The 26,879-nt window shown below is 61.9% G+C and carries 21 protein-coding genes; 13 read left to right on the top strand and 8 right to left on the bottom strand.

The annotated features are described in order from the left end of the window. Positions 1-120 precede the first annotated feature (120 nt). Positions 121-951, top strand: a complete 831-nt coding sequence (locus tag ASF70_RS15495; protein ID WP_062580876.1) for a TolB family protein — start codon at positions 121-123, stop codon at positions 949-951. An 81-nt stretch (positions 952-1,032) separates the two neighbouring features. Continuing rightward, complete coding sequence (bluB, locus tag ASF70_RS15490; RefSeq protein ID WP_062580873.1) at positions 1,033-1,734, top strand: 5,6-dimethylbenzimidazole synthase; 702 nt, start codon at positions 1,033-1,035, stop codon at positions 1,732-1,734. Here bluB and ASF70_RS15485 read toward each other — a convergent pair whose 3' ends face one another. Continuing rightward, positions 1,735-2,424, bottom strand: coding sequence for a hypothetical protein (locus ASF70_RS15485; RefSeq protein ID WP_062580871.1), 690 nt, complete (start codon positions 2,422-2,424; stop codon positions 1,735-1,737). Positions 2,425-2,509: 85 nt separating this feature from the next. Then, complete coding sequence (locus ASF70_RS15480; RefSeq protein ID WP_062456577.1) at positions 2,510-4,828, bottom strand: NADP-dependent malic enzyme; 2,319 nt, start codon at positions 4,826-4,828, stop codon at positions 2,510-2,512. A 218-nt stretch (positions 4,829-5,046) separates the two neighbouring features. On the opposite strand from ASF70_RS15480, the gene ASF70_RS15475 reads away from it, so the two are divergent. Further along, positions 5,047-5,862: a UDP-2,3-diacylglucosamine diphosphatase gene (locus ASF70_RS15475; RefSeq protein WP_062580869.1), complete on the top strand. Its 816-nt coding sequence runs from the start codon at positions 5,047-5,049 to the stop codon at positions 5,860-5,862. A gap of 24 nt (positions 5,863-5,886) precedes the next feature. Here the strand turns inward: ASF70_RS15475 and dgcA are convergent, their stop codons facing one another. Then, complete coding sequence (dgcA, locus tag ASF70_RS15470) at positions 5,887-6,867, bottom strand: N-acetyl-D-Glu racemase DgcA (protein ID WP_062580867.1); 981 nt, start codon at positions 6,865-6,867, stop codon at positions 5,887-5,889. Positions 6,868-6,985: 118 nt separating this feature from the next. Between dgcA and ASF70_RS15465 the strand changes: the two genes are divergently transcribed. From ASF70_RS15465 to ASF70_RS15445, 5 genes are all read left to right on the top strand, one after another. Further along, entirely contained in the window at positions 6,986-8,131 is a 1,146-nt protein-coding gene (locus ASF70_RS15465; RefSeq protein WP_062456586.1) for an ABC transporter permease, read from the top strand. Positions 8,132-8,142: 11 nt separating this feature from the next. Further along, positions 8,143-8,988, top strand: a complete 846-nt coding sequence (locus tag ASF70_RS15460) for an ABC transporter ATP-binding protein (RefSeq protein WP_244474048.1) — start codon at positions 8,143-8,145, stop codon at positions 8,986-8,988. 8 nt (positions 8,989-8,996) lie between these two features. Next, complete coding sequence (locus tag ASF70_RS15455; protein WP_062456594.1) at positions 8,997-10,367, top strand: MlaD family protein; 1,371 nt, start codon at positions 8,997-8,999, stop codon at positions 10,365-10,367. 37 nt (positions 10,368-10,404) lie between these two features. Next, positions 10,405-10,998 carry an ABC-type transport auxiliary lipoprotein family protein gene (locus tag ASF70_RS15450; RefSeq protein WP_113110840.1) on the top strand — a complete coding sequence of 198 codons (594 nt, stop codon included), beginning with the start codon at positions 10,405-10,407 and terminating at the stop codon, positions 10,996-10,998. A gap of 432 nt (positions 10,999-11,430) precedes the next feature. Continuing rightward, positions 11,431-11,703 (top strand): hypothetical protein, encoded by a 273-nt coding sequence (locus ASF70_RS15445; protein WP_156461851.1) that lies wholly within the window; start codon positions 11,431-11,433, stop codon positions 11,701-11,703. A 373-nt stretch (positions 11,704-12,076) separates the two neighbouring features. Here the strand turns inward: ASF70_RS15445 and ASF70_RS15440 are convergent, their stop codons facing one another. Beyond that, the gene (locus tag ASF70_RS15440) at positions 12,077-19,432 is read right to left on the bottom strand and encodes a hypothetical protein (RefSeq protein WP_062580861.1); all 7,356 of its coding nucleotides are present in this window, start codon (positions 19,430-19,432) and stop codon (positions 12,077-12,079) included. A 466-nt stretch (positions 19,433-19,898) separates the two neighbouring features. Between ASF70_RS15440 and ASF70_RS15435 the strand changes: the two genes are divergently transcribed. Together ASF70_RS15435 and ASF70_RS15430 are read left to right on the top strand one after the other, a co-directional pair. Next, on the top strand, positions 19,899-20,267 hold the full coding sequence (locus tag ASF70_RS15435; RefSeq protein WP_062456603.1) for an Hpt domain-containing protein: 369 nt from the start codon (positions 19,899-19,901) through the stop codon (positions 20,265-20,267). 119 nt (positions 20,268-20,386) lie between these two features. Beyond that, positions 20,387-20,707: a 2Fe-2S iron-sulfur cluster-binding protein gene (locus ASF70_RS15430; RefSeq protein WP_062456606.1), complete on the top strand. Its 321-nt coding sequence runs from the start codon at positions 20,387-20,389 to the stop codon at positions 20,705-20,707. Positions 20,708-21,155: 448 nt separating this feature from the next. On the opposite strand, the gene ASF70_RS15425 is transcribed toward ASF70_RS15430, so the two are convergent. Continuing rightward, the gene (locus ASF70_RS15425; protein WP_082471927.1) at positions 21,156-21,770 is read right to left on the bottom strand and encodes a DUF922 domain-containing protein; all 615 of its coding nucleotides are present in this window, start codon (positions 21,768-21,770) and stop codon (positions 21,156-21,158) included. A 181-nt stretch (positions 21,771-21,951) separates the two neighbouring features. On the opposite strand from ASF70_RS15425, the gene folP reads away from it, so the two are divergent. The 3 genes from folP to folK are packed head-to-tail and all read left to right on the top strand — an operon-like array spanning position 21,952 to position 23,619. Then, a complete protein-coding gene (folP, locus tag ASF70_RS15420; protein ID WP_082471952.1) occupies positions 21,952-22,743 on the top strand; it encodes a dihydropteroate synthase in 792 nt (263 codons plus the stop codon). After that, the gene (gene folB, locus ASF70_RS15415) at positions 22,743-23,108 is read left to right on the top strand and encodes a dihydroneopterin aldolase (protein WP_062580859.1); all 366 of its coding nucleotides are present in this window, start codon (positions 22,743-22,745) and stop codon (positions 23,106-23,108) included. Before folP ends, folB begins: the two co-directional genes overlap by 1 nt. Next, positions 23,077-23,619, top strand: coding sequence for a 2-amino-4-hydroxy-6-hydroxymethyldihydropteridine diphosphokinase (gene folK / locus ASF70_RS15410; RefSeq protein ID WP_244474047.1), 543 nt, complete (start codon positions 23,077-23,079; stop codon positions 23,617-23,619). Before folB ends, folK begins: the two co-directional genes overlap by 32 nt. On the opposite strand, the gene ASF70_RS15405 is transcribed toward folK, so the two are convergent. The 3 genes from ASF70_RS15405 to ASF70_RS15395 all read right to left on the bottom strand — a co-directional run bounded on the left by ASF70_RS15405 (position 23,609) and on the right by ASF70_RS15395 (position 26,803). Next, positions 23,609-24,163 (bottom strand): hypothetical protein, encoded by a 555-nt coding sequence (locus ASF70_RS15405; protein WP_062456618.1) that lies wholly within the window; start codon positions 24,161-24,163, stop codon positions 23,609-23,611. The two genes, folK and ASF70_RS15405, sit on opposite strands and share 11 nt — an antisense overlap. Positions 24,164-24,266: 103 nt before the next feature. Then, positions 24,267-25,340 (bottom strand): TIGR01620 family protein, encoded by a 1,074-nt coding sequence (locus tag ASF70_RS15400; RefSeq protein WP_062580855.1) that lies wholly within the window; start codon positions 25,338-25,340, stop codon positions 24,267-24,269. Beyond that, a complete protein-coding gene (locus ASF70_RS15395) occupies positions 25,337-26,803 on the bottom strand; it encodes a YcjX family protein (RefSeq protein WP_062580853.1) in 1,467 nt (488 codons plus the stop codon). Before ASF70_RS15395 ends, ASF70_RS15400 begins: the two co-directional genes overlap by 4 nt. Positions 26,804-26,879: the final 76 nt, after the last annotated feature.

The raw sequence follows: 26,879 nt of genomic DNA, 5'->3' as shown, positions 1-26,879 counted from the left end.
CGTCCGTCAGTTTTTAATGATGTGTTTTTAGAGCTGCGCTGGGTAAATTCGCGTGACTTGCCACCTTGTGTTCAGGCGTCGTAACCTCGAGCTGCCAGCAAATAGCCGTGAGAGGATGCAATGCGCAGTTCGGTCGAAATCTATAATATCCGGACGCGACAGAGCCGGATTGTCTGGCAAACGAGCGCGCTTTTCGAAGCGCCGAACTGGGCGCCGGACGGACGTTTTCTCATGCTCAACAGCGACGGGCTGATCTATCGGCTGCCCGTGGCCGGCGACACGCCTCCGATCATCCTTGACACCGAGTTCGCGGTTGCCTGCAACAACGACCATGGCATCTCGCCCGACGGCACGCTGATTGCGATCTCCGACAAGGTCGAATTCGGCAAGTCCGCGATCTATGTGCTTGCCGCGACCGGGGGCAAGCCGAGGTTGGTAACACCGAAGCTTCCCTCCTACTGGCACGGCTGGTCTCCGGACGGACAGCGCTTCGCCTATTGCGGCATCCGCGACGACGTTTTCGATATCTATACGATTGCGGTCGAAGGCGGCGAGGAGATGCGGCTCACCCATGGCGAAGGCCGCAACGACGGGCCTGACTACTCCCCGGACGGGAACTGGATCTATTTCAATTCGAGCCGCACGGGCACCATGCAGATCTGGCGCGTGCCGGCTTTGGGCGGCTCGGCGGAGCGCATCACCGACAGCCCCTATGGCGACTGGTTTCCGCATCCGTCACCGAAGGGAGACAAGATCGTTTTCGTGTCCTATGACGGCGATGTGTTCGATCATCCGCGCGATCTCGATGTCCGGGTTCGGCTGATGGATATGGATGGCAGCAATGTCGAAACGCTGTTCGAACTGTTCGGCGGGCAGGGCACGATGAATTCGCCAAACTGGTCACCGGACGGTGACGAATTCGCCTATGTCAGGTATTTTCCTGTTTCGTGATGGGCTTGCGATATCTGGTATGGTCGGGCATAGCCTCGGCAGTTTTGCTTCAGCCGTCGCAAGCATTGTTGGGGATAGACGATGCCGCCAATTCCAGACCCGTCCGACGATACGCAAGCGGGCCTTGCTCCGGCCGGCGCCTTTTCCGCGGCGGAGCGGGCAGCGATCTACCGGGTGATCGAAACGCGACGCGACGTTCGCGATCAGTTCCTTGCCGATCCCTTGAGCGACGAGCTTGTCTCCCGTCTTCTGGCGGCCGCGCATGCCGCACCGTCAGTCGGGTTCATGCAGCCGTGGAATTTTATCCTCGTCCGTGATGAGGTGATGCGGCAGGCGGCGTGGGAGGCCTTTTCAAAGGCCAATGACGAGGCGGCGGAGATGTTCTCCGGCGGCGAGCGCGATCTTTATCGCAGCCTCAAGCTTGAAGGCATTCGCAAGGCGCCACTGTCGATCTGCGTTACCTGTGATCCGGACAGGGCGGGACCGGTGGTCCTCGGTCGCACCCACAATCCGCGCATGGATGTCTACTCCACCGTCTGCGCCGTGCAGAACCTTTGGCTTGCCGCGCGCGCCGAAGGCGTCGGTGTCGGCTGGGTCAGCATTTTCCGCGATGAGGACGTGCGCAGGCTGCTGGGTATCCCAGAGCGCGTGGCGATCGTCGCCTGGCTCTGTCTCGGCCATGTGGACAAGCTCTACAGCGAGCCGGAACTGGCCGTGCGCGGCTGGCGCCAGCGCCTTGCACTGGAAGACCTGGTGTTTTCCGAGCGCTGGCAGGGTGACTGACTACTGCTGTTGCTGCGGACCATTTTCGCGGGGGTGGCGCAGATCAATACTGGCTTCAGGGAGAAAAATCGGACCCACCGTGCGGACCTTTGCGGAGGTTTCGTAATTCCGCTCCGGTACCGGCGGCGTGGGATCGATCGCAACCTTCTGGACGGTGGCAGGCTTGCGGGTCCGCAGGTCGGTGATGCTGCCGGAATAGGCCTCCTCATCCTTCGGTAGCGCGATCCCCTTTACCCGGATCCGTTCCTTTTCCTCCTCCTTCGCGACATCCTGGAAATCGGACGGAATGCAGGCATTCTGGCGGATGGCAACGATGGTTGCGCCGCGCTCTTCACCGGTGACGGACAGGTTGCGGGCTTTGTTGCGCTCGTCAACAAGCACTTCGCGGTTTTCCTCCAGGGCTTGCAGCTGCTCGAGGAGAGGTTCGCACTGGTCGGCCTTGGCCGCGCCAAAGGAAACAATGCTGCCGCCACCGCATCCGGCGCGCCGCATGTCGACGCGAAGTTTGCGGATGTCGGAGTTTGCCTGGCTGAGGTGCTGCGCATATCGGCGCATCTCAGCGGTATTGCCGATCACAACGGGTGTGCTGTGAAGCTTACGGTACAGATCCGCACAAAGCTGCGCATCCCGCGCCAGGACGGAGGCGGGGACGAAGACGAGCGGAATGAAGATCAGGCCGCGAAATCGCATCGCTTTTCCGGCAATTCGTTAAAACCCATCAAACATAGGCCGGGGCGGATGAAGATATCCTAAACCGCCCCGGCTTCTGTGAGACCTAGCCGAACAGCGACTCTGGCTGCGAGGCTTCGACGACGGCCAGAGCCGCCATATTGACGACGCCGCGGGATGTGACGGACTGGCCGAGAACATGGGCGGGTTTTGCCGTGCCAAGCAGGATCGGGCCGACATGCAGCGCGTCCATCATGGTGCGCACCAGGCCAAGCGAGATGCTGGCCGCATCGAGGTTCGGGAAGACCAGCAGATTGGCTTCACCGGACAATGTGGTGCTCGGCATGGCGCGCTTGCGCAGTTCCTCGGAAAGCGCCGAGCCACCCTGCATTTCACCGTCGACTTCCAGATCCGGCGCCCGTTCGCGAATGATGGCGAGTGCGTCGCGCATCTTCGCGGCGCTTTCGGAATTGCGCGAGCCGAAATTGGAGTGGCAGATGAGGGCCGCCTTCGGCTTGATGCCGAAGCGGCGCACTTCCTGGGCCGAGAGAATGGTGATCTCGGCAATCTCTTCGGCGGTCGGATTGTAGTTGACGAACGTGTCGGTGAAGAAGATCGCACCGCGCTGCGAAATCAGCAGGCTGAGGCCGGCGAGCGTCTTCGTGCCTTCGCGTTTGCCGATGATCTGGTTGACGTCGCGCAGATGCCGGTCGTAGCGGCCTTCGATGCCGCAGATCAGTGCATCGGCCTCGCCGCGCTGGACCGAGAGCGCGCCGATGACCGTGTTGCTGGTGCGCACGATGGTTCGTGCCGCTTCCGGGTTGACGCCCTGGCGACCGACGAGCGCGAAATAGTCGTCGACATAGCCGCGGTAACGCGGATCGTCTTCCGGGTTGACGACGGCGAAATCGACATTCGGGCGGATGCGGATGCCGAAACGCTGGAGACGGGCTTCGATGACCGAGGGACGGCCGATCAGGATGGGCCTTGCGATCTGCTCTTCGAGCAGGATCTGTGCGGCCCTCAGAACGCGTTCGTCCTCGCCTTCGGCGAAGATGACGCGGTTTCTTTCGGCAGTCTTGGCCGCCGTGAAGATCGGCTTCATCACGAAGCCGGAGCGCCAGACGAATCGGCTAAGCTGGTCGAGATAGGCCTCGAAATCCTGGATCGGACGAGCGGCGACGCCGCTTTCGGCCGCAGCGCGTGCGACAGCCGGCGCGATGCGCAGGATGAGGCGCGGATCAAACGGCGAGGGGATCAGGTAGTCGGGGCCGAAGATCGGCGTTTCACCGGAATAGGCTTTCGCGGCGACGTCGGAGACTTCCTCGCGGGCAAGGGCTGCGATCGCCTTGACCGCCGCCATCTTCATTTCTTCGTTGATCGTGCGGGCGCCGCAATCGAGCGCACCACGGAAAATGTAGGGGAAGCAGAGGACGTTGTTGACTTGGTTGGCGAAGTCCGAGCGGCCGGTGCAGATCATCGCGTCGGGACGCTCCGCGCGGGCGAGTTCCGGCATGATTTCCGGCGTCGGGTTGGCGAGCGCCATGATCAGCGGCTTTTCGGCCATCTGCACCAGAAGTTCGGGCTTCAACACGCCCGCGGCCGACAGGCCGAGGAAGACGTCTGCGCCGGCGATATTGTCGGCCAGAACTCGGTTGTCGCTCTTCTGGGCGTAGATCGCCTTCCACTCGTCCATCAGCTCGACGCGGCCCTCATAGACCAGCCCTTCGATATCGTGGACCCAGATGTTTTCCTTCTTCGCACCAAGCGACACGAGAAGATGCAGGCAGGCAAGCGCCGCCGCACCGGCGCCCGACGTGACGATCTTGACGTTATCGATCGTCTTGCCGGCAAGCTCCAGGCCGTTGAGGATCGCGGCGGCGACAATGATCGCCGTTCCGTGCTGATCGTCATGGAAGACCGGGATGTTCATCTTTTCGCGAAGACGACGCTCGACTTCGAAACATTCCGGAGACTTGATGTCTTCGAGGTTGATGCCGCCGAAGGTCGGCTCGAGTGCCGAGATCGTCGAGACCATGGCTTCGATGCCCGGCGCGTCGATTTCGATGTCGAACACATCGATGCCGGCGAATTTCTTGAAGAGAACGGCCTTGCCTTCCATCACGGGCTTGGAAGCGAGCGGGCCGATATTGCCGAGACCGAGCACGGCAGTGCCATTGGAGACCACGGCGACCAGATTGGCACGTGCGGTGAATTCCGCGGCCATTTCCGGATTGTCGCGGATCGCAAGGCAAGGGGCGGCCACACCCGGCGAATAGGCAAGTGCGAGGTCGCGCTGGTTGCCGAGCGGCTTGGTGGCCTGGATTTCCAGTTTGCCGGGGCGGGGATAGCGGTGGAAGAAGAGAGCCTGTTCGTCGAGATCTCCGGTTACCGGCGATGGTTTCGGATTGTCGTGCCCATCCATGCTCTTATGGCTCCTCGTATCGATTTCCGTCCTGACATGCGAGTCCCCTCCTTACATCAATCGATCCATCGAGAAACTACAATATTTGCGATGCTGTCGGATTTTGCCGCCGGTTTCGGGTGGTCGCCGACTGCGGCGATCGCGCCCCTGTCATCATCCTGAAACACGAGTCTGATTTTCGAAGGGTAGGACAAGGTAGGTAACGAAGGGACGTTTCCGTGGCCGATGCAATCGAGACAAGGCATTTCAGAACCCTGTTCATTTCGGACGTGCATCTCGGCTCCAAGGCCGCCCGCACGGACTTTCTGCTCGATTTCCTGCGCTACCACGAGGCGGAAACGATCGTGCTGGTCGGCGATATCGTCGACGGCTGGCGGTTGAAGCGCAGCTGGAACTGGCCGCAGGGCTGTAACGACGTGGTTCAGAAGCTTCTGCGCAAGGCGCGCAAGGGCACGCGGATCGTCTACATTCCGGGAAACCACGACGAATTCCTGCGCGATTTTCCCGGCATGCATTTCGGCGGTATCGAGGTCGCAGACCGAATGATCTACGAGATGGCAGACGGGCGGAAATACCTGGTGCTGCACGGTGACGAGTTCGACGTCGTGGTGCGCAATGCGCGTCTGCTCGCCTATCTCGGTGACTGGGCCTATGATGCGGCAATCGCCATCAATGTCGGTCTTGCCGCGGTGCGCCGCCGCATCGGCCTGCCATACTGGTCATTCTCTGCCTGGGCGAAGCTGCAGGTGAAGCACGCCGTGAATTTCATCGGCGAGTTCCAGAAGGTTGTCGTCGACGAGGCTCGTCGCAACAATGTCGATGGCATCATCTGCGGCCATATCCATCATGCGGTGATGGAAGACATCGACGGGATCCACTACGTCAACACGGGCGACTGGGTCGAAAGCTGCACGGCGATTGCCGAGCATCGCGACGGGACGCTGGAACTGATCTCCTGGCAGAAGATCGCGAAGACTGCGGAAATCACGACGCTGCCGGCACCGGAGACGATCAGGGGAATGCAGGCCGCGTAACGGCCTGTCGGTGCAAGGGACTCATCATCCCCAGAGGTTCGTCCGGGGCGGATAGACCAGCGATCCGTCGTATCGCAGCCCGTCCGGGCGGTCTTGCGCCAAGAGTAGCGGACCGTCGAGATCGGCGTAGTCGGCATCCTGCGCCAGAAGAACTGCGGGGGCCATGGCAAGGGAGGTTCCGACCATGCAGCCGATCATGACGGCAAAGCCCAGTCGCTGCGCCTCCTCCTTCATGATCAGCGCCTCCGTCAACCCACCGGTCTTGTCGAGCTTGATGTTGACGGCATCGTAGCGGTTTCTCAAACTTGCAAGATCGCCGGTCGCGTGCACGCTTTCGTCAGCGCAGATCATCACCTTGCGGCGGATGGTGGCAAGGATTGCATCCTTGCCGGCTGGCAGCGGTTGCTCGATCAACGAGATACCGAGGGCGTCGGCCACATCCAGATGTCCGGCCAGATTGTCCTCTGTCCAACCCTCGTTGGCATCGACGATCAGGCGCGAATCGGGCGCTGCTTGCCTCACCGCCCGCATTCGGCTTTCGTCATCGTCTGTGCCGAGCTTGACCTTGAGTAGAGGGCGGGCCGCATTCCTGCGCGCATCCTCGGCCATTGCCTCCGGCTCGCCAAGCGACAGCGTGAAGGCGGTGATCAGCGGCTTTTCGGCAGCTTCAATCATCGATGCCACCGATCGGCCAAGGCTTTTGGCTTCCAGATCCCACAGGGCGCAGTCCACCGCGTTGCGGGCGGCTCCCGGTCGCAGGCGCGTCTGCAGTGTGTGGCGATCCATGCCATCGTGCATCATCGAAGCGAGGGAGTTGATTTCGTCGAGGACGCCTTCGGTTGTTTCACCGTAGCGTTTGTAGGGAACGCATTCGCCCCGGCCGGTCACGCCGTCGCGGGTGATCGCACAGGTCACCACCTCGGCTTCTGTCTTGGAACCGCGGGAAATCGTAAACACCCCCGCGATCGGGAATTTCTCGATTGTTGCTTCGAAGTGACGCGTCATGGTTTTCCACCTGGGCGTTGTGGCAAATCCGTTCAGGGTCGCTATATTGCCGCTCTCAGTGCTGCGATCAACAGCAGATCGCAGCCGCGTGCTGCTTAACCTAAGCCGAAAGAAACCTGTGCCGTCACAACCTGCCGAAATCAAAGCCGAAGACCTGCCCGGCGGCGATGGCGAGCGCTACATTCTGGCCGGAGAATGGCGCAATCATTCGATTTCGCCGGTCCTCAAGGCGTTTGGCGATCTTGAAAAGAGCAGCGGGTCTGGATCCCTCGAGATCGACGTCTCGGGGATCGACGGAATCGATACATCCGGCGCCTGGCTGATTCGCCGTCTTATGTCGGCAAAAGCCGAGCAGGGTCGCGACGCGAAACTGGTTGGGGCGGAAGGGACGATCGAGGAACTGGTTGGCGCCCTGCCGGAAAAGACCCCGGCACCGCCGCCCAACGATCAGGACAAGCGGTCGCTGTTTGATCGCGTGTTCAGCCCGGTCGGCAAGACGATGACGGAATTTGCCGGTGACTTCGTCGCCGCCATGCACATTCTCGGTTCGGCGGTCCGTGGCGCACAGCTGAAATTCGGCCGCGGATCCGGCGTCTCTCCTGCATCCGTCGTGACGCATATCGACCGGATGGGCGTTCGGGCGGTTCCGATCATCCTGCTGATGTCGTTTCTGATCGGCGCGATCATTGCCCAGCAGGGCGCTTTCCAGCTCCGGTATTTCGGGGCAGAAATCTTCGTCGTCGACTTGGTCGGCATTCTGCAGCTTCGCGAAATCGGCGTTCTGATCACGGCGATCATGATCGCCGGCCGTTCGGGAAGCGCGATCACCGCCGAAATCGGCTCCATGAAGATGCGCGAGGAAATCGACGCGCTGACCGTCATCGGCCTCAATCCCGTCGGTGTGCTCGTGTTCCCGCGTCTCGTGGCGCTGACGATCGCGCTGCCGCTTCTGACCATCGTCGCGAACCTGTCGGCCCTCTACGGCGCCGCGGTGATCACGCTGGTCTACTCCGGCATTACTTTTGATACGTTCCTGTCGCGCCTCAAGGAGGCGGTCGACTTCTCGTCGGTGGCATCAGGCATGATCAAGGCGCCGTTCATGGCGCTGGCAATCGGCATCGTGGCGGCTGTCGAGGGAATGAAAGTTGGCGGCAGCGCAGAATCGCTCGGCCAGCACGTCACCTCGTCGGTGGTGAAATCGATCTTCGCGGTGATCCTGATCGACGCGATGTTTGCGATTTTCTATTCCGCGATCGATTTTTGATGGGGACCGGCGTGGAAGACGTTCAAACCTTTGACAATACCAAACCCGCGAAGACGAAGAGCGACGAGCGCAAGGTCGTGCTGTCGGTCAAGGATCTGACGGTCGGCTTCGGCTCGAAGCTCGTGCTGGACAATCTGAACCTCGATATCTACCGGGGCGAGATCCTCGGCTTCGTCGGAGCGTCGGGCACCGGTAAGTCGGTGCTGATGCGCACGGTTCTCAGATTGCTGCCGCAGCGCTCAGGTACGATCGAGATCCTCGGAGTTGATTATGCCACGGCCGACGAACAGCAGCGCGTGGCGCTCGATACGCGGCTCGGCGTGCTGTTCCAGCACGGTGCGCTGTTTTCGGCGCTGACGGTGAAAGAAAACATCCAGCTGCCGATGCGCGAGTATCTCGATCTGCCGCAGTCGCTGATGGACGAACTCGCCTATGTGAAGCTCGAGATGGTGGGCCTGCCGCCCGATGCGGCTGACAAATATCCGTCCGAACTATCCGGCGGCATGATCAAGCGTGCAGCCCTTGCGCGCGCTCTTGCGCTCGACCCCGATCTGGTTTTCCTCGACGAGCCCACATCCGGCCTCGATCCCATCGGCGCTGCCGATTTCGATGCCTTGATTGCAAGGCTGCGCGATACGCTTGGCCTCACCGTCTACATGGTGACCCATGACCTCGACAGCCTGTTTTCCGTTTGTGATCGCATTGCCGTGCTTGGGCAGAAACGGGTCTTGGTGGAAGGCACGCTTGAGGATATGTTCGCCTTCGACGATCCGTGGGTTCAGTCCTATTTCAAGGGCAAGCGCGCGCGTTCCGTCGTGACCGATGAGACCAGGCCCGACGGCGAATCTGAGAAGTGATGTAACCTATGGAAACTAAAGCAAATTACGCCCTCGTTGGCTTTTTTACCTTGCTGGTAATGGCTGCCGCTTTCGGGTTCGTCTACTGGATGGCTTCGTCCGGCCGGGGAGGCCCCACGGCTGAGCTGGCGATTCGCATTCCGGGCTCCGCAAACGGTCTTTCCGTTGGTTCGGCGGTGCGCTTCAACGGCATCCCAGTCGGCTCCGTGCGCAGCCTCAGCATCGACCCGGATGATCCGCGCTACTCGATCGCGTTCACCGAAGTGCGCGCCGACGCACCTGTCTACCAGTCGACCAAGGCCGTTCTGGAAGTTCAGGGCCTGACGGGCGCTGCCTATGTGGAAATGTCGGGTGGTGCCAAGGGTGAAGAAAACATCCTGCAGAAGGCGATCGAGAGTGGCCGTCCAGCGGTGCTGATCGCCGACCAGTCGAGCGTGACCAACCTTCTTGCGACCGCCGACAAGATCCTCGACCGGGCCGACCAGGCGATCGGCGACATCCAGGGATTTGTCGGAGACGCACGTGGTCCGCTGACGCAGACCATTCGCAACGTCGAGACGTTTACGGCTGCGCTCAGCAACAATTCGGACAGTATCGACAAATTCCTGAACAGCCTCTCGACGCTGTCGGCGACGGTCGATCGCGTCTCCGGCACGTTGAACTCGACGCTCGAAGCAGCCGACCAGCTGGTACGGGCAATCGATGCGGAGCGCGTCAATCAGGTTGTCACGAACGCCGAACGAGTGACTCGCAACATTGCCAATGCCTCGGACAACTTCGGCCCTCTGGTGCAGAACGTGACCCAGGCGGCTGCGAGCTTCCAGCAGGCAGGCGTCGATGCGCAGAGCGCCCTGAAACGCGCCGATACGCTGATGGCGGCTGTCGACGTCAATCAGGTCGGCGCTACGATCCGCAACATCTCGTCGGCATCCGAAGACGCACGCCAGACGCTCAGCTCGGCGCGCGACGTGATCGACGACGTGTCGCGCCGCCGCGACGACATCAACGGTGCAATCTCCAACTTCACGGACATGTCGACCAAGCTGAACAACGCATCGAACCGCGTCGACGGCATTCTGGCCAAGGTGGACGGGCTGGTTTCCAGCGACGACTCGCAGGGTCTGTTTGCCGAGGCGCGCAAGACGCTCGAATCCTTCCGCACCGTCGCCGACAATATCAATTCGCGCGTTGGACCGATTGCCGACAACCTGTCGCGCTTTTCGTCCGGTGGCTTGAGAGACATCCAAACGCTGATCAACGACACGCGCGGAACCGTGCAGTCGCTCAATCAGGCAATCAGCAATTTTGACCAGAACCCCCAGCGCCTGATCTTCGGCGGCGAAACGGTGAAAGAGTACGATGGCAGGACACGGCGCTAACATGCGGGGAGTTCAGGGTTTCATGCAAGGATCTGCGATGCTTCGCGTCATGCGCCATCCGATCATCATCGCAGCCCCTTTGATGGCAGCACTTCTGGCCGGTTGTGGCAGCAAGGCGAACAACGACACGTTCGACCTGTCGATCACGCCGATGGCGAGTGGAGCAACCGCGAAGAGCCGGCAAATCCTGGTGCCTGAACCGACTGCGGTCAAGATGCTCAACAGCGACCAGGTCGTTGTGCGTATTTCACCCTCAGAGGTTCAGTATCTGGCCAATTCCCGCTGGGGTGACAGGCTTCCGGCGCTGGTCCAGTCGAAGCTGGTCGAAGCGTTCGAAAACTCCGGACGGGTTGGCGGCGTCGGCAAGCCGGGGCAGGGTCTGGCGATCGACTATCAGGTCGTAACCGATATCCGCAGCTTCGAGGTGGTCACTGAGGGCAACAGGCTTGCCACGGTGGAGATCTCGGCAAAGCTCTTGAACGACCGCAACGGCAGCGTTCGTGCACAGACCGTCTTCAAGGCAACGGTGCCGGTCGCCGGAACCGAGAACCGCCGCTTCATCGAAGCGCTGGACAAGGCATTTGCACAGGTCGGCGCGAATATTGTCGACTGGGCTCTCAAGGCCATGTGATCCTTTTCGCGCGGGGACGACCCGCGCGATATCGGCCTGGGGGACACTTCTCTGCCGAATAATTCGCAGCGGAGAAGCACTTTCCTGCAGTACGTCATGTGAGCTGAGCGAGCGCTACCCAAGGGCGCTGGCGGTGAAGCTTGGCGATGGTCCCAAGCATCGCGATAGGATGCCCACCCGGCTTCCGGACCCGCTCTGCCAGCTGAGCGATACGATACTGCTTCCAGCCCTAAGATCCCTCGCAAGTCCTGCCATGTGTCTTTGACAGCTGGCTTCGCAATCCGAACTAATAGCCTGGCCGTTATGGCGTTGACCTGTGGTGTGAACAGCGCTCCGATCCCGGTTGCCTCTCATGAGAGCCAAGCGAATGACTGGCGTCCGATCCCCGTCTATCTTTTCAGGCAATCCGGTTTTGCTCCCTCCGGTGACACCGTGGTCAGCGTTGCACCGTTGCAAAGTGTCGTAGCGGTTCATGGCGCAGGCGGCGTGGTGGGCGAAGGTGGTCTGGCTTCTGCCATTGGCGGCGCCGTGGTGTTTCGCAACGATGTCTCCGGCGCGTGCTATATCGGCGTCTGGGACGCCCGGAACGCGTCACGCTTTCGCAGCGACCTTCGTCCACGGATGGAGATCATTCTCCTCAGGCACGCGCCCGATGCGCGGCTCATTTTCTGGGGCGCGGCAAAAGAGCGGCCGTTGAGGAACTGAGTAGAAAGAGGGCCAGACTCAGGTTCGCTCCGATGTAGTGCAGCCCATCGAAAGCCGGCTTGATGGGCGACTGAGCGTTCTGTGAAGAGTACTGGCGAAAAACTCCGCAGGTCGGTTTGGAAACTGAGCCTGTCACCAAACTCCTCTCATCCTCGCCCTTGTGGCGGGGATCCAGTCAGCTCGTGTCCTTGAGCTGAAGGAGTCTGTGACCCCAACAGCCCTCGTGCCGCTGGGATTTCGGCACAAGCGCTGGGATGAGGGAGGTCGGGGTAACCCTCTCGCCAACAGCTTCTTCAGGGTTCATCCGCCAACGAAAAAGCCGCCCCGAAAGGCGGCTTTTCTTGTTTTTGGCATTCCCTGCGGAATGGATCGATCAGCTGAAACGTCCGGCCGCGTGGGCGAGCATGGTGTAGACCTTGCCCGTATCCGAGGTCAGGTAGCTCTGGGTGACCGTCTTGTCGCGATCTGTGCGGGCGACATCGGCGAGCAGCTTTTCGAAATCGGCGATGTAGCGATCGACTGCGGTGCGGAATTCCGGCTCGCGTTCGTATTTCCGCTTGATGTCGTCGAACGTCTGCTGGCCCTTCAGCGTGTAGAGGCGGCGTGTGAACACGTCGCGCTCGCCGCGCTGGTAACGGCGCCAGAGGTCGACCGAGGCGTCGTGATCGATCGCGCGGGCGATGTCGACCGACAGAGAGTTGAGCGATTCCACCATGTGGCGCGGGTTGCGGTTGTCTCCGTTGGTGCGAACCGGCTGGGCCGGTTCGGCTGCTGCCGGGCGTGCAGGCTGCTGCGGCTGGCGAGCAACTGTGCCGGCTGTATCGTCACGAGACGCACCGCGAAGGAGATCGCTGATCCAGCCGCCTTCACCTGGACGCTGCGTTGCTTCAGGTGCGCGGGAGACCGGGGCCTGAGGCTGTGCGAGAACCTGCGTTACCGGTGGCGTCTGTGAAGGCGCCTGGGCAACCGGCTTGCTGACGCCCTGTGCGATGCTCGGCGTCGGACGATCGAGTGGCAGACTGTCACGAAGGACAGAAGAGCCAAACGGTGCGCTTGTCGCGGCGGCTGGTGCCGTCGGGGCTGCAGGGCGCGGGGCCGCCGGCTGCGGAGCCGGCTGGGCGACCGGAGCAGGGCGCGACACTGCAACCGGCTCGGACAAGTCGAGGCTCTGGGCGGAGCGGCCGACTAGCTGCGAGATGTCCTGCAGGGCCTTGATCTGTTCAGCCACGGCACGGCGCATGGCGGCTGCGCTTTCCTTGGCTTCTTCGGGCAGATCGAACGCGCCGCGCTTCAGTTCGGTGCGAGTCGCATCGAGTTCCTGGCGAATGTCCTGGGCCGAGCGGCGGATCTCGTCGGTTGCGCCGGTAAAGCGGCCGATCGCCTCTTCAACCGAAACCCGCAGCGTATCGCGCAACTGCTGGGCTGCGCCATCGGTGCGGTTTGCGGCGTCGGCCAGCAGGCGCTCAATGTCGCCCATCGAACCGGTGATGCTGCCGCGCAGGCGTTCGGAGAGATCGCGGGCGCGTGTTTCGGCATCCGACAGTGTCGTCTCGATGGCGCGGCTTGCCTCGTTGCCAGCCTCGCTCAGCGTCTCGCGCATAGCCTGGGCCGTGAGGTTGGCACGCTGCTGGGTTTCGCCAAGGCCGCGGCCGATATCGGCGAAGGAAGCGTGCAGGCTTTCGCGCAGCGATGCGCCGATCTGCGAGGTGCGATCTTCGGCGCGGGTAAAGGCGCCATCGACGAGCGAGGTCAGACCATTGAGCGTGCCTTCGATTTCCTCGGAACGCTTGACGAGACCGGCAGAGAGGGTGCGGAGCGCCGTCTGGCGTTCGTCGAGCGTGCTGGCAAGGTTCGACTGGGCAGCGCCGAGCAGCTCGGATGCCTGGGCCAGAACCTTGGAGTGATCGTCGAAGCGACCGACGATGCCGCCGACCTGGCTGAGCGTCTGGCCGGAAATGCTGACCAGGCGATCGATGTTGTTTTCAAGCAGGCGGCTCGAACCGTGCACGAGGTCGGCCGCGCTGTTGGCCGACTCGGCAAAGCGGTTGGCGGTCGCATCGAGCTTCTGATCGGCGTCGGACAGCTGTTCGCTGACGCGGTCCGCTGCCTGGCCGAGATTGCGGGCGGCCTGTTCGACCAGCGATGCGATGCCCGAATTGCTTTCGGCAAGACGCTCGATCAGGCTGTTGACGTTTGCCGACAGGCTCTGCTCGACGGCGCGCATGGCACCGGTGGCATTCTCTGTCCGCTGGCTGATGGCGGCGAGCGTTTCGTTGGTGCGGGCGGAAATCGCCTCCACCAGTGCGTCGTTCTCGTTGCGGATGCGGTCGGTCGTATCGCGGGCGGCCGTGGAAAGGCGCTCGGCGCTTTCCTGTGCGGCCTGGCTGATGCGCTCGGCGGCGGACCGGCCGGTCTCGGCATATTCCTCGACCAGCGGCCGTGCCTTTTCGTCGATCAGCTTGGAGAGTTCGGCCGAACGGCTTGAGAGCATCGAGTTCAGGTCGCGGGTGCGGCTGTCGAGCGACGAGCGGATCGATTCGCCACGGGCAGCGAGCGCCTTGTCGACGGCCGTGAGAGCGCTGTCGAGTTCGCCTGCGGTTTCGGCAAGCGTGTCGCGCAGAGACGTACCGCGGGCATCGAGCGCCTTTTCGGCATCGCCAAGCGCTTCCGAAATCGCATTGACCTGTTTCTTCACCAGGCTGTCTGCTTCGGCGACCTTGTGCACGATCGCGTTGCCGGCTTCCGAGAAGGCCTGCGCCACGGTTGCCGCCTGACCGGCAAGCCGGTTCTGGGTTTCCGAAATGCGGTCGACGATATCGTTGGAGCGCTGTTCGATCGAGCGGGCAAACTCATCGTTGCGGGTACTGAGTTCTTCCGTGAAGTCTGCGCCGGCGCGGGCAAGAAGCTCTGCCGAACGGCTGGCTTCGCTATCCATGCCCTGCGCTGCGGCGCTGACGGCGTCGCGGAGGCTGGAGGCGAGGCCGACAGCCTTGCCTTCGATGGTGCGCGACACGGCGTCTAGGCCGACGGTGAGCGCCCGGTCCATGGTGCCGAGCCGTTCTTCGATGCGGGCGGTGCGTGTATCCAGCGTTTCGGCGATCCGATCCGACGTTTCGGATCCGATGCGCTCAAATTCCTGCGTGCGGGATGCGAGCGCCTGATTGATGCGGTCTGCAGTTTCTCCCGACAAGCGCTCCAGTTCGGCCGTGCGATCACTCATCACGGTAGAAACGCGATCGGTCGCAAGGCTGGTAACGCGCTCCAGTTCCGCGGTGCGGGCGCCGAGTGCATCGGCGATACTGTTGCCGGCCGTGTCGACCAGGCTGGTCGCATTGCCCAGTTCCGAGCGGATGCGTTCTTCCAGACCACCGAAAGTCGTCTCTATCCGGGTGCCGGCGCCATCGAGGGCGGTAGAAACGCCGCCGACAGTTTCTTCGACGCGGCTCGAGAATCCCTCTGCGGAGGCTGTGATTTCGCGGGCGGCTTCGTTGAGCTGGCCTGCAATCGCGCCGACGTTTTCGCGAAGACGCGTTTCCAGGTTTTCACCGGCGCCGTCGATCGTGGCGCGCAGCGATTCCTGCTGGGCTTCGAGGGACATTTCCAGCATGCCGGCGCTGGTTGCGATGGTGGCGCCGATCGATGTTGCCTGATCCAGCATCAAGTCGGCCAGATGGTTTTGCGCATTGGTGAGCGTGCTGGCAATCAGGCCGCCGCGATCGTCGAGTGTCGAGCGAATGCGCTCGTAGCCGCCATCGAGCGTAGACGAGAGCTGGCGGTTTGCGGTGTCGAGCGTCTCGGCCATCTGACCGTGTGCCGTCGTGACCTTTTCGGATATGTCGCGGCTTGCGGTATCGACGACGCCTGAGATCTGTACGGCAGCGGTGCCGACCGTGTCGCTGATGGTGCGGGTTGCTCCATCCAAGGTCGAAGCGATGTTGCGCGTTGCGTCGCCGACGGACTGGGAAATGTTCTGGGCGCCCGAACCGACCGTCGAGGAAATCTCGTAGTTGGCGGCGCCGAGCGTCTGCGCGATGTCCTGTCCGGCTGTGGCAAGCGTATCGGCGAGCTGCTGGTGACCGAGGCCGATCGTTGCAGCAATCCGCTGCTGGGTGGCGTCGAAGGTTTCGTCCATCCGCTGCAGGCCATCGGCCATGCCGGTTTCGAAGCGGCTGGTGCCATCGGTGAGGGCGGATTCAATACGTGTGGCTGCGCCACCGACCGAGTTTTCGAGACGAGCGCTGCCACCGTCGAGGATGCGGGACAGTTCCGCAGCCTGGGTTTCGAGCGTGATGTCGAGGCCGAGCTGGCCGTCCTGGTAGGCACTGCGGATTGCATCCGTGCGATCTGCAAACGCGCTTTCGATGCGTTCCGCTGCACCGCCGACGGATGTCTCAAGCTGCGCGCTGCCGGACTGGATGATGCGCGACAGTTCCGAGGCGTGGGTCTCGAGCGTGATGTCGAGGCCGAGCTGGCCTTCCTGATAGGCGCTGCGGATGGCATCGGTACGATCGGCAAAGGCGCTTTCGATGCGCTGGGCTGCACCGCCGACGGACGTCTCAAGCTTCTCGCTACCGCCCTGGATGATGCGGGTGAGTTCCGAAGCGTGCGTTTCGAGTGTGATGTCGAGGCCGAGCTGACCTTCCTGATAGGCGGTGCGGATCGCATCGGTGCGATCGGCGAAGGCGCTTTCGATCCGCTGGGCTGCGCCGCCGACGGATGTCTCAAGCTTCTCGCTGCCGCCTTCGATGATGCGGGTAAGTTCCGAAGCGTGCGTTTCGAGTGTGATGTCGAGGCCGAGCTGACCTTCCTGATAGGCAGTGCGGATTGCGTCGGTACGATCTGCGAACGCCGTTTCGATACGCTGGGCTGCGCCGCCGACGGATGTCTCAAGCTTCTTGCTGCCGCCTTCGATGATGCGGGTGAGTTCCGAGGCGTGGGTTTCGAGCGAGATGTCGAGACCGAGCTGACCTTCCTGATAGGCGTTGCGGATCGCTTCGGTACGATCGGCGAAGGCGCTCTCGATGCGCTGGGCTGCGCCGCCGACGGATGTCTCAAGCTTCTCGCTGCCGCCTTCGATGATGCGGGTGAGTTCCGAAGCATGCGTTTCGAGTGTAATGTCGAGACCGAGCTGACCTTCCTGATAGGCGTTGCGGATCGCGTCGGTGCGATCGGCAAAGGCAGCTTCAATGCGGCCGGCAACCCCTTCTACGGAATTCTCGAGGCGTTCGCTGCCGCCGTCGAGAATGCGCGCCAGTTCCGAGGTCTGGGTCGCAAGCGTGATGTCGAGACCAATCTGGCCGTCCTGATAGACGCTGCGGATCGCTTCGGTGCGCTCGGCCAACGTGGCTTCGATCCGTTCGGCTGCACCGCCGACAGACTTATCGAGCCGTTCGCTGCCGCTGTCGATGATGCGGGAAAGCTCGGAGACGTGGCTTTCGAGCGAGAGATCGAGACCGAGCTGGCCGTCCGTATAGGCCGTGCGAATTGCCTCGGCGCGAGCGGCGAACGTGTGTTCGATACGGCTGTCTGCATCCGATACGGCGCCGATCAGAGCTGCCGTCTTTTCTTCGAGTGCGCCTGTGAGGCGATCTTCATGCAGGGCAAGCGAAGTCGCGATGTCCATCGATCGGTCATCGAAGATTTCAGCGAGGCGGTCGCGGTTGGCGGCAAGCGTCGTGTCGAGGCTCGTCACCTTGCGCTCCAGTTCGCTGCCGAGCCGGATCTCGCTTTCGGACAGCGCCTTCGACAGGACTTCAGTCTTGTCGTCGAACATCGAGGACAGGCGCTCGGGTGTTCCCGACATCAGCTCGCTGATTGCCGAGGTGCGGCTGTCGAGGACTTCTGCAAGACGATCGTGGCTGCCGGTGACCGCATCGATGAGGGCGTCCGCGCGTGAACCGACGGCGTCCTCGAAACGGGCTTGGCTATCGGAAAGTGCGGCGGCGAGTGCCGTGCCGCGTTCGACCATGACGGCGTCGACCTTGTTGTGGGCGTCGCCGAAGCTGTGGCTGATTTCGTTGCTGCGGGCAGCAAGCGCATCGGAAAACTCGCGGGCGCGGTTTTCGAGCATGGAGTCCAGCACTTCCTGGCCGGTTCCAAGCGTCGTTGCGAGCGCAAGGGACTGGTCGGTCAGTGCATTGCCGATCCGGTCGATGCTGGACGACAGGATGCCTTCGATAGCATCCGAACCGCCTGCGACGGTTTCGTTGATGCGGGCGAGGCTGTCCATCAGCTTGCTGTCGAGCGTGCCGGCGCGCTGGTCGAATGCCGTGGTAAAATGCGACAGGCCGTCGTCGAAGGTTGCCGAAAGCTGGCCAACGGTTGCCTGGAGACGGTCTTCAAACAGGCCGGAGCGGAGGTCGAGATCCATGATCGCGTCGTCGGAAGCAGTCTGCAGGCTCTGACGGAAGGTGGCGCTCTTCTGGTCAAGCGAGCGGTTGAGTGCGGCGATCGCCGTGTCCAGCGTGCCGCCGAGCGTCTTCTCGCTGTCGTTCAGACCCTCGGTGATTTCGCGGGTGCGGGCAAGCAGCGTTTCGTTGAGCTGACGGGTGCGGTCGGCGAGGGCGGCGTTGAGCTTTTCGGTGTTGGCATCGATGGTCGACGCACGGGTTTCGAACTGGCCGAGCAATTCCTGACCGCGTTCGGACATGGTCGATGTGAGCGTGTCGAGGCGGATATCGAACTCGGTGGCCAGAGCGATACCGGACGATGCCAGGCTCGAGACGAGGTTTTCGGCACGGGCCGCCATCAGGGAGCTGAGCGCTTCACCGGCAGCGTCGGATTTTGCGATGAGAGACGCGGCGCGGGTGTCGATCATCGAGGCAAAGGCCTCGCCTGACGTGGCAAGGCGAACGGAGATCTCCTCTGTCGACAGCGACAGGTCTTCCTTCAGCTGCTCGTGCACGCCGACGATCGACGAGCGGATACGTTCTGCGTGGTTGACGATCGCGTCGCGCTCGGCGCCGAGTTCGTGAACCAGGCCGCGGACGCGCAGCTCGTTGTCTGTATAGCTGCGTTCCAGCGCGTTGACTTCGGAATGAACCAGCGTTTCCAGCTCGGAGGCACGCGCAATGGTGCGCTCGATGCCTTCGTTCATCGCAGACACTTCGCGGCGGACAGCCTGGCCGACCGACATGATGCGCTCGGAGGCAATGGTTTCCGGTTCGGAGAGACGCAGGGCCACTTCCGCCATCGAGCGGGCCGCATTGCGCAGATCGGCAGCTCTCGCCATCATGATCGCGAAGGCGAAGAACAGCATGATCGGCAGCAGGATGCCGACGACGAGGGCGACGATTCCCGGTGCAGCGAGGACGCCGGCGACCGAGGTGAATTCCCACAGCTGGCTGCCGTAGATCAGCTGGCCGAGACCGATACCCGCAACAACCCAGAAGAACGAGATAATGGCGGCATTGCGGACGGCGCTCTTGATCGAGCCGCCTTCGAGCGAACGAAGAATCGCATTCGGGGTGCGGCGACCGGCATCATTGGCCGGCTCGAAAGCGGGCTGTCGGGCTGTCGTTTCGGGACCGGCCTGACGAGGCGGAGCGGATTGCGGATTTTGTGAGGACGATGGGGAGCGCTGCCTTGGCGTATCCGACACTCTGGTCTCCGAAGCGGTCTGAGTTGGTCGGGCGCGAGGCTGCTCGCCGTTGAAGTCGATCTTCAGCGCTTCTTCCAGTGCCTGGAAAGCCGTCTCATCGACCGACTCGCTGCTCGTTTTCTTCGCCATGCGGTTACGCCTCGTTACACTCACCCGGCGCTTTCGTTCCAGCTCTGCCGCCTGCAGGCTGGAAGTCGGGTCGCCGACCGGAACCCGGCCCGTGCGTCATGCTGGCCGCAATTCCACTTTACTCACAATTCGAACGGCCGTTGTTGCAAACGGATGATAATGAAAGCTTACCACCGTTCCGCCGTCAGACGCAGGATGGTTTACACACCCATCTCAACCGTCCTGTAGTGACACATTCGTGTCTTTCACACAATTGCTCGGCCGGGATCGGCCCGGAAAGCAGATTTGTTGTTAACAGAATTTAAACCACGAAAAATGTCGAAACCCCTGACATTCCGTGAGGTTGATGGAAATTAACCATGTCCCGAAATTTGCGCCGTGATTGTGCCGGAATTTAACGGGATAGGCAGCCGCTGTCCCGCATCACTGGGACGCATGATTGAGCCCCAAAGAGGAACAGAGTTTCATGTCAGCGGCGAATACTGCTTTTTCAACGCCCACTAGCCCGCGCGGGGCATGTCCTTCGCAGTCGCGCCCGATCGATCTCGTGCATCTTGCCCGCCAGACGATGGGCGACAAGACACTGGAAAACGAAGTGCTGATGATGTTTGCCCGCAACGCCCGCCGGGCGCTGCAGGACATGACGGGCGCAGACGCTGCCGGGGTTGCGATGACGGCGCATCGCCTGAGGGGTGCTGCATCTGCGGTCGGCGCGTTCGGCGTTTCCAAAGCTGCAGAAAAACTCGAAGCAGACGGTGCCGACGCCGCGCATTTGGCCGCGCTTGCCGCGTGTGTCGTGGAAGCGGAGAACTTCATCCTGAAACTCTGCCGCTGATCCGTGACAGTTGAAGGGCGCCGCAAGACAACGGCGCGTCGTCCGTTCGTGTTGACTGGACCGGTGATTTATCGGAAGACAACCGGCCAAGACTGCCACTCAATGCGGATTTCCTGATTATGACGAAACTGACCCTCGTTGCCTTCGACGGTACGCGCTTCGATATCGAAGCTGACAACGGCTCCACAGTGATGGAGAACGCCGTGCGCAATTCCGTGCCAGGCATAGAGGCCGAATGCGGCGGCGCCTGTGCCTGTGCCACCTGTCATGTCTATGTCGACGATGGCTGGACCGAAAAGGTCGGTCCTCCGGCAGCGATGGAAGAAGACATGCTCGACTTCGCCTTTGAGGTGAAGCCGACCTCGCGGCTGTCCTGTCAGATCAAGATCAAGGCCGATCTCGACGGTCTGATCGTGCACGTTCCAGAACGTCAGGCCTGAACCAAACCAGACGACGTTACTCCAAAAAAATGCCTCGCTGCGCAGTTAGCGCAAGCGAGGCAAGGCAGGCGCATAGCCGCAAGGCGAGGGAGGAAAACGCCTGCGGCCGCAATTGCGCCGGGGAGACCTGTGAAGCTTGTACAAGGCAACAACGCGGGACCTCTCTCGGTCCAAGTGCCTGATCGCGGCCGCGAACATCTGCGGCGCCTGAACGGGTGGATCCGGGCACCGTGGCCGGGATCGCGGGCGGCTGGATGACCCTTGATATGGGTCGTTGGCAGCGCCGTTCTGTTGCTACGGTTTTAGCCCAGACACACACATTAGTATATTATTATAAGTCACCGATGAATGACAGGGTGGTGCGAAAGCTCCGCGCAAGTCTCGGGAAAGGCCGGGCTACGGGTCGGTGGATTGGCTGTGCCGATCGAGGTCGTCTTTCGCTGCCCGATCAGTCGCGCTTCATCCGGTATTTCAGAAGACGGGTCATCCGCTCGTCGAAGTTCTTCGACTCGACCTGGTCGAACCGCATCTGTTCCCGGTCGTGTGCTTCCAGAAGATCGCGAGTCGCATCGGCCACCTTCTTTTCGAGACTATCGCAACTGCTGGGCGTCGATAGGTCCAGAAGCTGTCTCTCGAGAATGCGGGCGTGGGTGCGGGCAATCTCGGCATGGCGTTCTTCGTGGCGCTTGATGTCTGCCGAAAGCGTGTCCCATATCATGCCAAGATCCGCGTCTGCACGACGTCGATTGATCCAGCGTGGCAGAACGATATGGGTACGCAGTGTGACCCTTGCGGCGCCGACCGTGCAGCGATTGGCGCGCTCGACATAGGTCACTTCCCCGCCGAATTTGATTTCGGTTGCACCGGGATGACGGTGGCCGGTCGTGCGGGTCAGCGGACCGCGTTTTTCCAGCTCCTTGTCGAGGTCTTCGGCAGTTTTGCCGCCGATCTGAAAATACGAGTAAGTCTTGGTGATGATCGGTGCGGCCGATGCGGGAGAGGCGAAGACGCCTGCAAGAAGTACGGTACCGATGAGACGGCGAACCGCGCGCATTGAAAACATTCTGTGGCCTGCAACGTTGAACTTTAAAAGAGCTTGGGGCATAGCGAGACCAAGCGCAACACGAGGTCCCTGAATTTTGTGTCAACTCTCCGAAGATGATTGGCCGGTGATATCGCGGCGCAACACGCACTGGCAATTGGCGCGCGGACGCGTGCTGGAACTCGGCGCGCAAGGCCATATCATGGCGATCGTCAACGTGACCCCAGACTCGTTTTCCGACGGCGGTCGGCATGCGCAAACGGATGGCGCCGTGCGGCATGCGCTGAGCTGCGTCGCCGAAGGTGCTGCCATCCTCGATATCGGTGGCGAATCGACACGGCCCGGCGCGGCGGCGGTGACGCCTGCCGAAGAACAGGATCGCATCCTGCCGGTGATCGAGAAGCTTGTCGGCGAAACCGACGCTATCATCTCGGTCGATACCTATCGTGCGGTAACGGCGCGGCTGGCGATGGCTGCCGGCGCCCACGTCATCAATGACGTACATGGACTTCAGCGCGAACCCGATATGGCTGACGTCGCGGCCGAGACAGGTGCCGGTATCTGCATCATGCATACGGGACGCGACCGGACGGATCGACGTGCGGACATGATCGAAGACCAGCAGTATTTCCTCACGCGGTCTCTCAAGATCGCGCATGCTGCCGGGATCAAGGATGCGGCGATCGTGCTCGATCCCGGGTTCGGATTTGCCAAGAACCGGGACGACGACATGGAACTGATCGCCCGCTTTCGCGAGTTGCAGTCACTCGGATTTCCCTTGCTCGCCGGGACGTCGCGGAAGCGGTTTGTCGGTTCAGTCACGATGCGGGATCCGGCCGATCAGCGGGATATCGGCACGGCTGCAACGACTGCGATCCTCCGACTCGCCGGTGCGGCGATCTTCCGGGTTCATAATGTCGCGGCCAACCGCGACGCCCTGCTGATGGCAGATGCGGTTCTGGCGTCCCGTGCGGCGCAACGGGAGGAGAGCTGATGGGGACCTACAGCATCGCCTTGAAAAACTGCGCCTTCTTCGCTCGTCATGGAGCCTTTCCGGAAGAAGAGAGGCTCGGTCAGCGATTCTATGTCGATCTCGTCATGCATGTGGATGCCGAAGAAGCGCTGGAGGACGACAACGTCGAGAGCACCGTGCACTATGGCGAAGCCTTTAAAATTGTAGAGCAGATCGTGACTGGCACGCGCCGCAACCTGATCGAGACGCTGGCCAAGGACATTGCTAAGGCGCTTTGCGCCTGGTCGTCGCAGATCCGACGGGTCGAGGTGGCGGTGCGCAAGCCGAGCGTGCCGATCCCAGGAATTCTTGATCATGCCGAAGTCAGGATCGAGCATGTCGCGTGACGGCTCGATGGAATTGGTAGCCCTTGGGCTCGGCGGTAACGTCGGTGATCCGCGGGCTGCGATGGCAGACGCGTTGAGGGAACTCGATGCCCGATCGGACTGTCGGGTGCTCGCCGTATCCCGGCTTTATGCCACGCCGCCATGGGGGAAGACGGATCAGGCCGAGTTCCTGAACTGCTGCGCCCTGATCGAGACGTTGCTTCATCCCGAGCCGCTTCTCGATGTCTGTCTTGATATGGAAAGGCGGCGCAAGCGTGAGCGCGTCGAGCGCTGGGGCCCGCGAACGATCGATATCGATATACTGACCTACGGCGACAGCGCGTATCACTCCGAGACGCTGGAGCTTCCGCATCCGCGCATGACGGCGAGGGGCTTTGTGATGATGCCGCTTGCCGATGTCGCGCCGGAAATGGTCCTCGGACAGAAAAATGTCCGCGCCTGGCTGGCAGAGGCGGACATCGAAGGCATCAGGATCGTTGACGCAGACAGGGACTGGTGGATTACGGCTTGATCGAACCGACGGCGATCGAATCGAGATCGCGATCCAGCGACAGGCCGATCACGGGCACCATCTGGTCTTCGACCTTCACCGAAATGGTGATGTTCATCTTGTTCTCGCCGCGCAGGCTGGCGACCATGGCGCCGTTCAGCTGGGCACGGTTGATGCCCATCACGACCTTGTCGCCATTGACGGAGCCGGAGACGATGTCGAGGCCCTTGCCCTGGGCGCCGTCCAGGAACTTGCCGGAATAGCCGGTGCTGCTCTGGCTGATGACAGCGGACATCGGCTGCTGGAAGACGCCGACGCGGCAGGTGCCGTCGAGCTTGATACCGACAGTGCCATCCGGCTGGGCAGCGCCAATCAGATTGCAGCTGAACTTCGTACCCTTGTACTTGCCCGCGACGATTTCGCCCGGACCCTTCCAGACACCACCGACCTGCTGGAAAAAGGATTTGTCACGCGAAGCCGCGGAGGCCTCCGGTGCCAGGGCGGGAGCAGTTGCGATGGTCAGTGCAACGATGCCACCGAAAAGCGAAAAGAAGCGCGAATACATGTGCTTTCCCTTGGAAACCAGAAACTTCAAGTGCCTCGCAAATTAGCTTGGAATGGTTAATGACTGGTATCTTTTCGGGTCATTAGGGGTCACAGAGGCGCGATCAATCGGTCTTGCGCGGGCCGACGGGAGAGATGTCGGACATGAAATCGCCGATCCCCGGGCGCTTCACAGCGCGGAAGGGAAGCGGGCGGCAAAGATCCATCGCGGCAATGCCGATACGCGCCGTCAGCAGGCCGTTGATGACGCCTTCGCCGAGTTTGCTTGAAAGCCTCGATGCCAAACCATGGCCCAGAACCTGCTGCGCGATTCCGTCTCCAACCGCGATCGAACCTGTCACCGCCAGATGCGCCATCACGTCCCGCATGAGCTTCAACAGTCCGAGCGTGCCTGGGCGCCCGCCGTAGAGGTCCGCCATCGCGCGGATCAGTCGTGTCACCTCGAACAGGACATAGACGAGATCAACGACCGCGCGGGGGCTGACAGCGGTGACGACCGAGACCCGTTTCGAGGCGCCAAGAATGAGGACGCGTGCCTGCCGGTCGAGCGGCGACAGCAGTTCTCGCTCCGCAAGATCGATAAGTTGCGGGCCGTCGATGATGTCGTCTTTCGTCGCATCAAGCGCGGCACGTCCGCGGGCGGTCTCCGCACGGTGACCCGTCAGTTTCGTGAGCGCGGCGACGACGGTTCTGGCTGCCGTCGGCCTTGGTGATTTCAGGGCGTCTTCCGCTTGCGTCTTCAGCGTCTGGACCGCAGCAAGCCGCATCATCCCGATGATTTCGCGACCGACCATGACCAGAAGCGCGACGATGCCGACGCCCAGTGCTGCCGCTGCGGCGTAACCGAGCCAGTCGGACCGTGCAAAGAGATCCCGGATGATCCGATCCGCCCAGAGGCCGAACGCAAGCGACAGGAACGTGCCGAAGGCCGCGGCCGCGAGGTTGGCGAAGGAGAAACGCTTCCGCTTCACCGGCACGGCGACGGCCAGCGCTTCTGGTGAAAGTTCCTGCGGGCTGATGAACGGATCAAGCTCGTCCGGCGTGATGGCAACGCCGTCGTCAAACCGGCGGGGTGCGCGGTTCGGATGGGTCTGCGGCTCTTCTTTCGTCGGAATGTCATCGTCCACGACGAAGGAAGACGGGCGGCGGCGGTCATCGGTGATCTTGCGGTCGGTCATGCGAGGCGATCTCCCAGCAGAAACTGCATGGCGCGGTCGAGCCTGATATGCGGGACCGAAAGGGTGATACCGCCCTTTTCGTCGAGGGCCGGGGGACGGAAGCGCACCACGTTGACATCCGGAAGCTCGGAGCCGGGTTGACCGAGCTGCCGAAACAAGGATTCCGGGTCGGCCGGAAGGTCGCCAGGGAAGATCGCCGTCTGCCGCGTGCCGTCGAAGACTTCGCCATTGATGGTTTCGCCTGCCATCGGTGTGCCGACGATGACCGGCAGTTGGTGACTGCCGTCCTTCACGGAAGCTTCACGCGTGGCGCGCACGGAGGCGATTGCCATCACGTCGATGCCGGCGCCGGCCATGCCGATCCGCTCGATGGCGCGGTCGACGAGGCGGCCGGTCAGGCGTTCCAGCCGGTCGTGGCTTTCGTGGTGCAGATGGTCGGCCTTGGTGGCTGCGACCAGCACCTTGTCGATGCGCCGGCCGACCAGCGACGAGAAGAAGCTGTTGTGGCCGGGACGGAAGCAGGCGAGTACGTCGGTCAGTGCGCGTTCCAGATCCTGCACGGCCTCAGGGCCACGGTTGATCGCCTGGAGCGCGTCGATCAGCACGATCTGCCGGTCGAGGCGTGCGAAATGCTCGCGGAAGAAGGGTTTGACGACGATTGTCTTGTAGGCGTCGTAGCGGCGCTCCATCATTGCCCGGAACGACCCCTTCGGGGCCGGCGTATCCGGAAGATCGGCGAGGGGCGCAAAGGTGAGGGCGGGCGAACCTTCCAGGTCGCCGGGCATCAGAAATCGCCCGGGCGGCAGGGTGGAGAGCGAGCGCTCATCAGATTTGCAGGCTTTCAGGTAGGCCGCAAAACTCTCGGCCAGCCGACGCGCGGTTCCTTCGTCCGCCGGTGCGTCCATGTCTATGCCGGAGGCGAACGAAAGCCAGTCCTTCGACAACTCGGCGCGAATGCCGGTCCGGGCAAGGTCTACGGTGTTGCGGCTGAAGGTCTGGTAATCCTGTGCCAGCAGCGGCAGATCGAGCAGCCATTCGCCGGGATAGTCGACGATGTCGATCGACAGCCTTCCGCGGGAAAACATCCGGTTCCATCCACTGGCGCTCTGGTATTCCAGCGTGACGCGGAGTTCCGAGATCGCGCGCGTCGAGTCCGGCCAGATCCGTTCGCGCACCAGTGCGTCGATGTGATCCTCATACTGGAAGCGCGGTATCGCGTCGTCCGGCTGCTGCTCGAGCCGCGCCTGCGAGACCCGGCCGGATCGCATTGCCTCGAACAGTGGCAGCCGGCCGCCGTTCAGGAGATTGTGGACAAGCGACGAGATGAACACCGTCTTGCCGGCACGCGACAAGCCGGTAACGCCAAGCCGCATCGACGGATTGACCAAGTTCGAGGCGCGATCGGCGAGATTATCGAGAGCAATCTTCGCGTCGTCGGTGATACTGGTGAGCGCTGGCGGCAAGGTGTCGTTCCAAAACTGTTTGTCGCTATATAGGGACCGTCAGGCAATGCGCAAAGGGATGGGATGCCTTGGAATC

Origin of the sequence: Rhizobium sp. Leaf321 (genome assembly GCF_001423215.1) — a bacterium.
In the GTDB taxonomy this organism is placed as follows: Bacteria; Pseudomonadota; Alphaproteobacteria; order Rhizobiales; family Rhizobiaceae; genus Neorhizobium; species Neorhizobium soli.
Note: the sequence above shows the minus strand (reverse complement) of the source record. Positions and strands in the feature narration are given on the sequence as shown.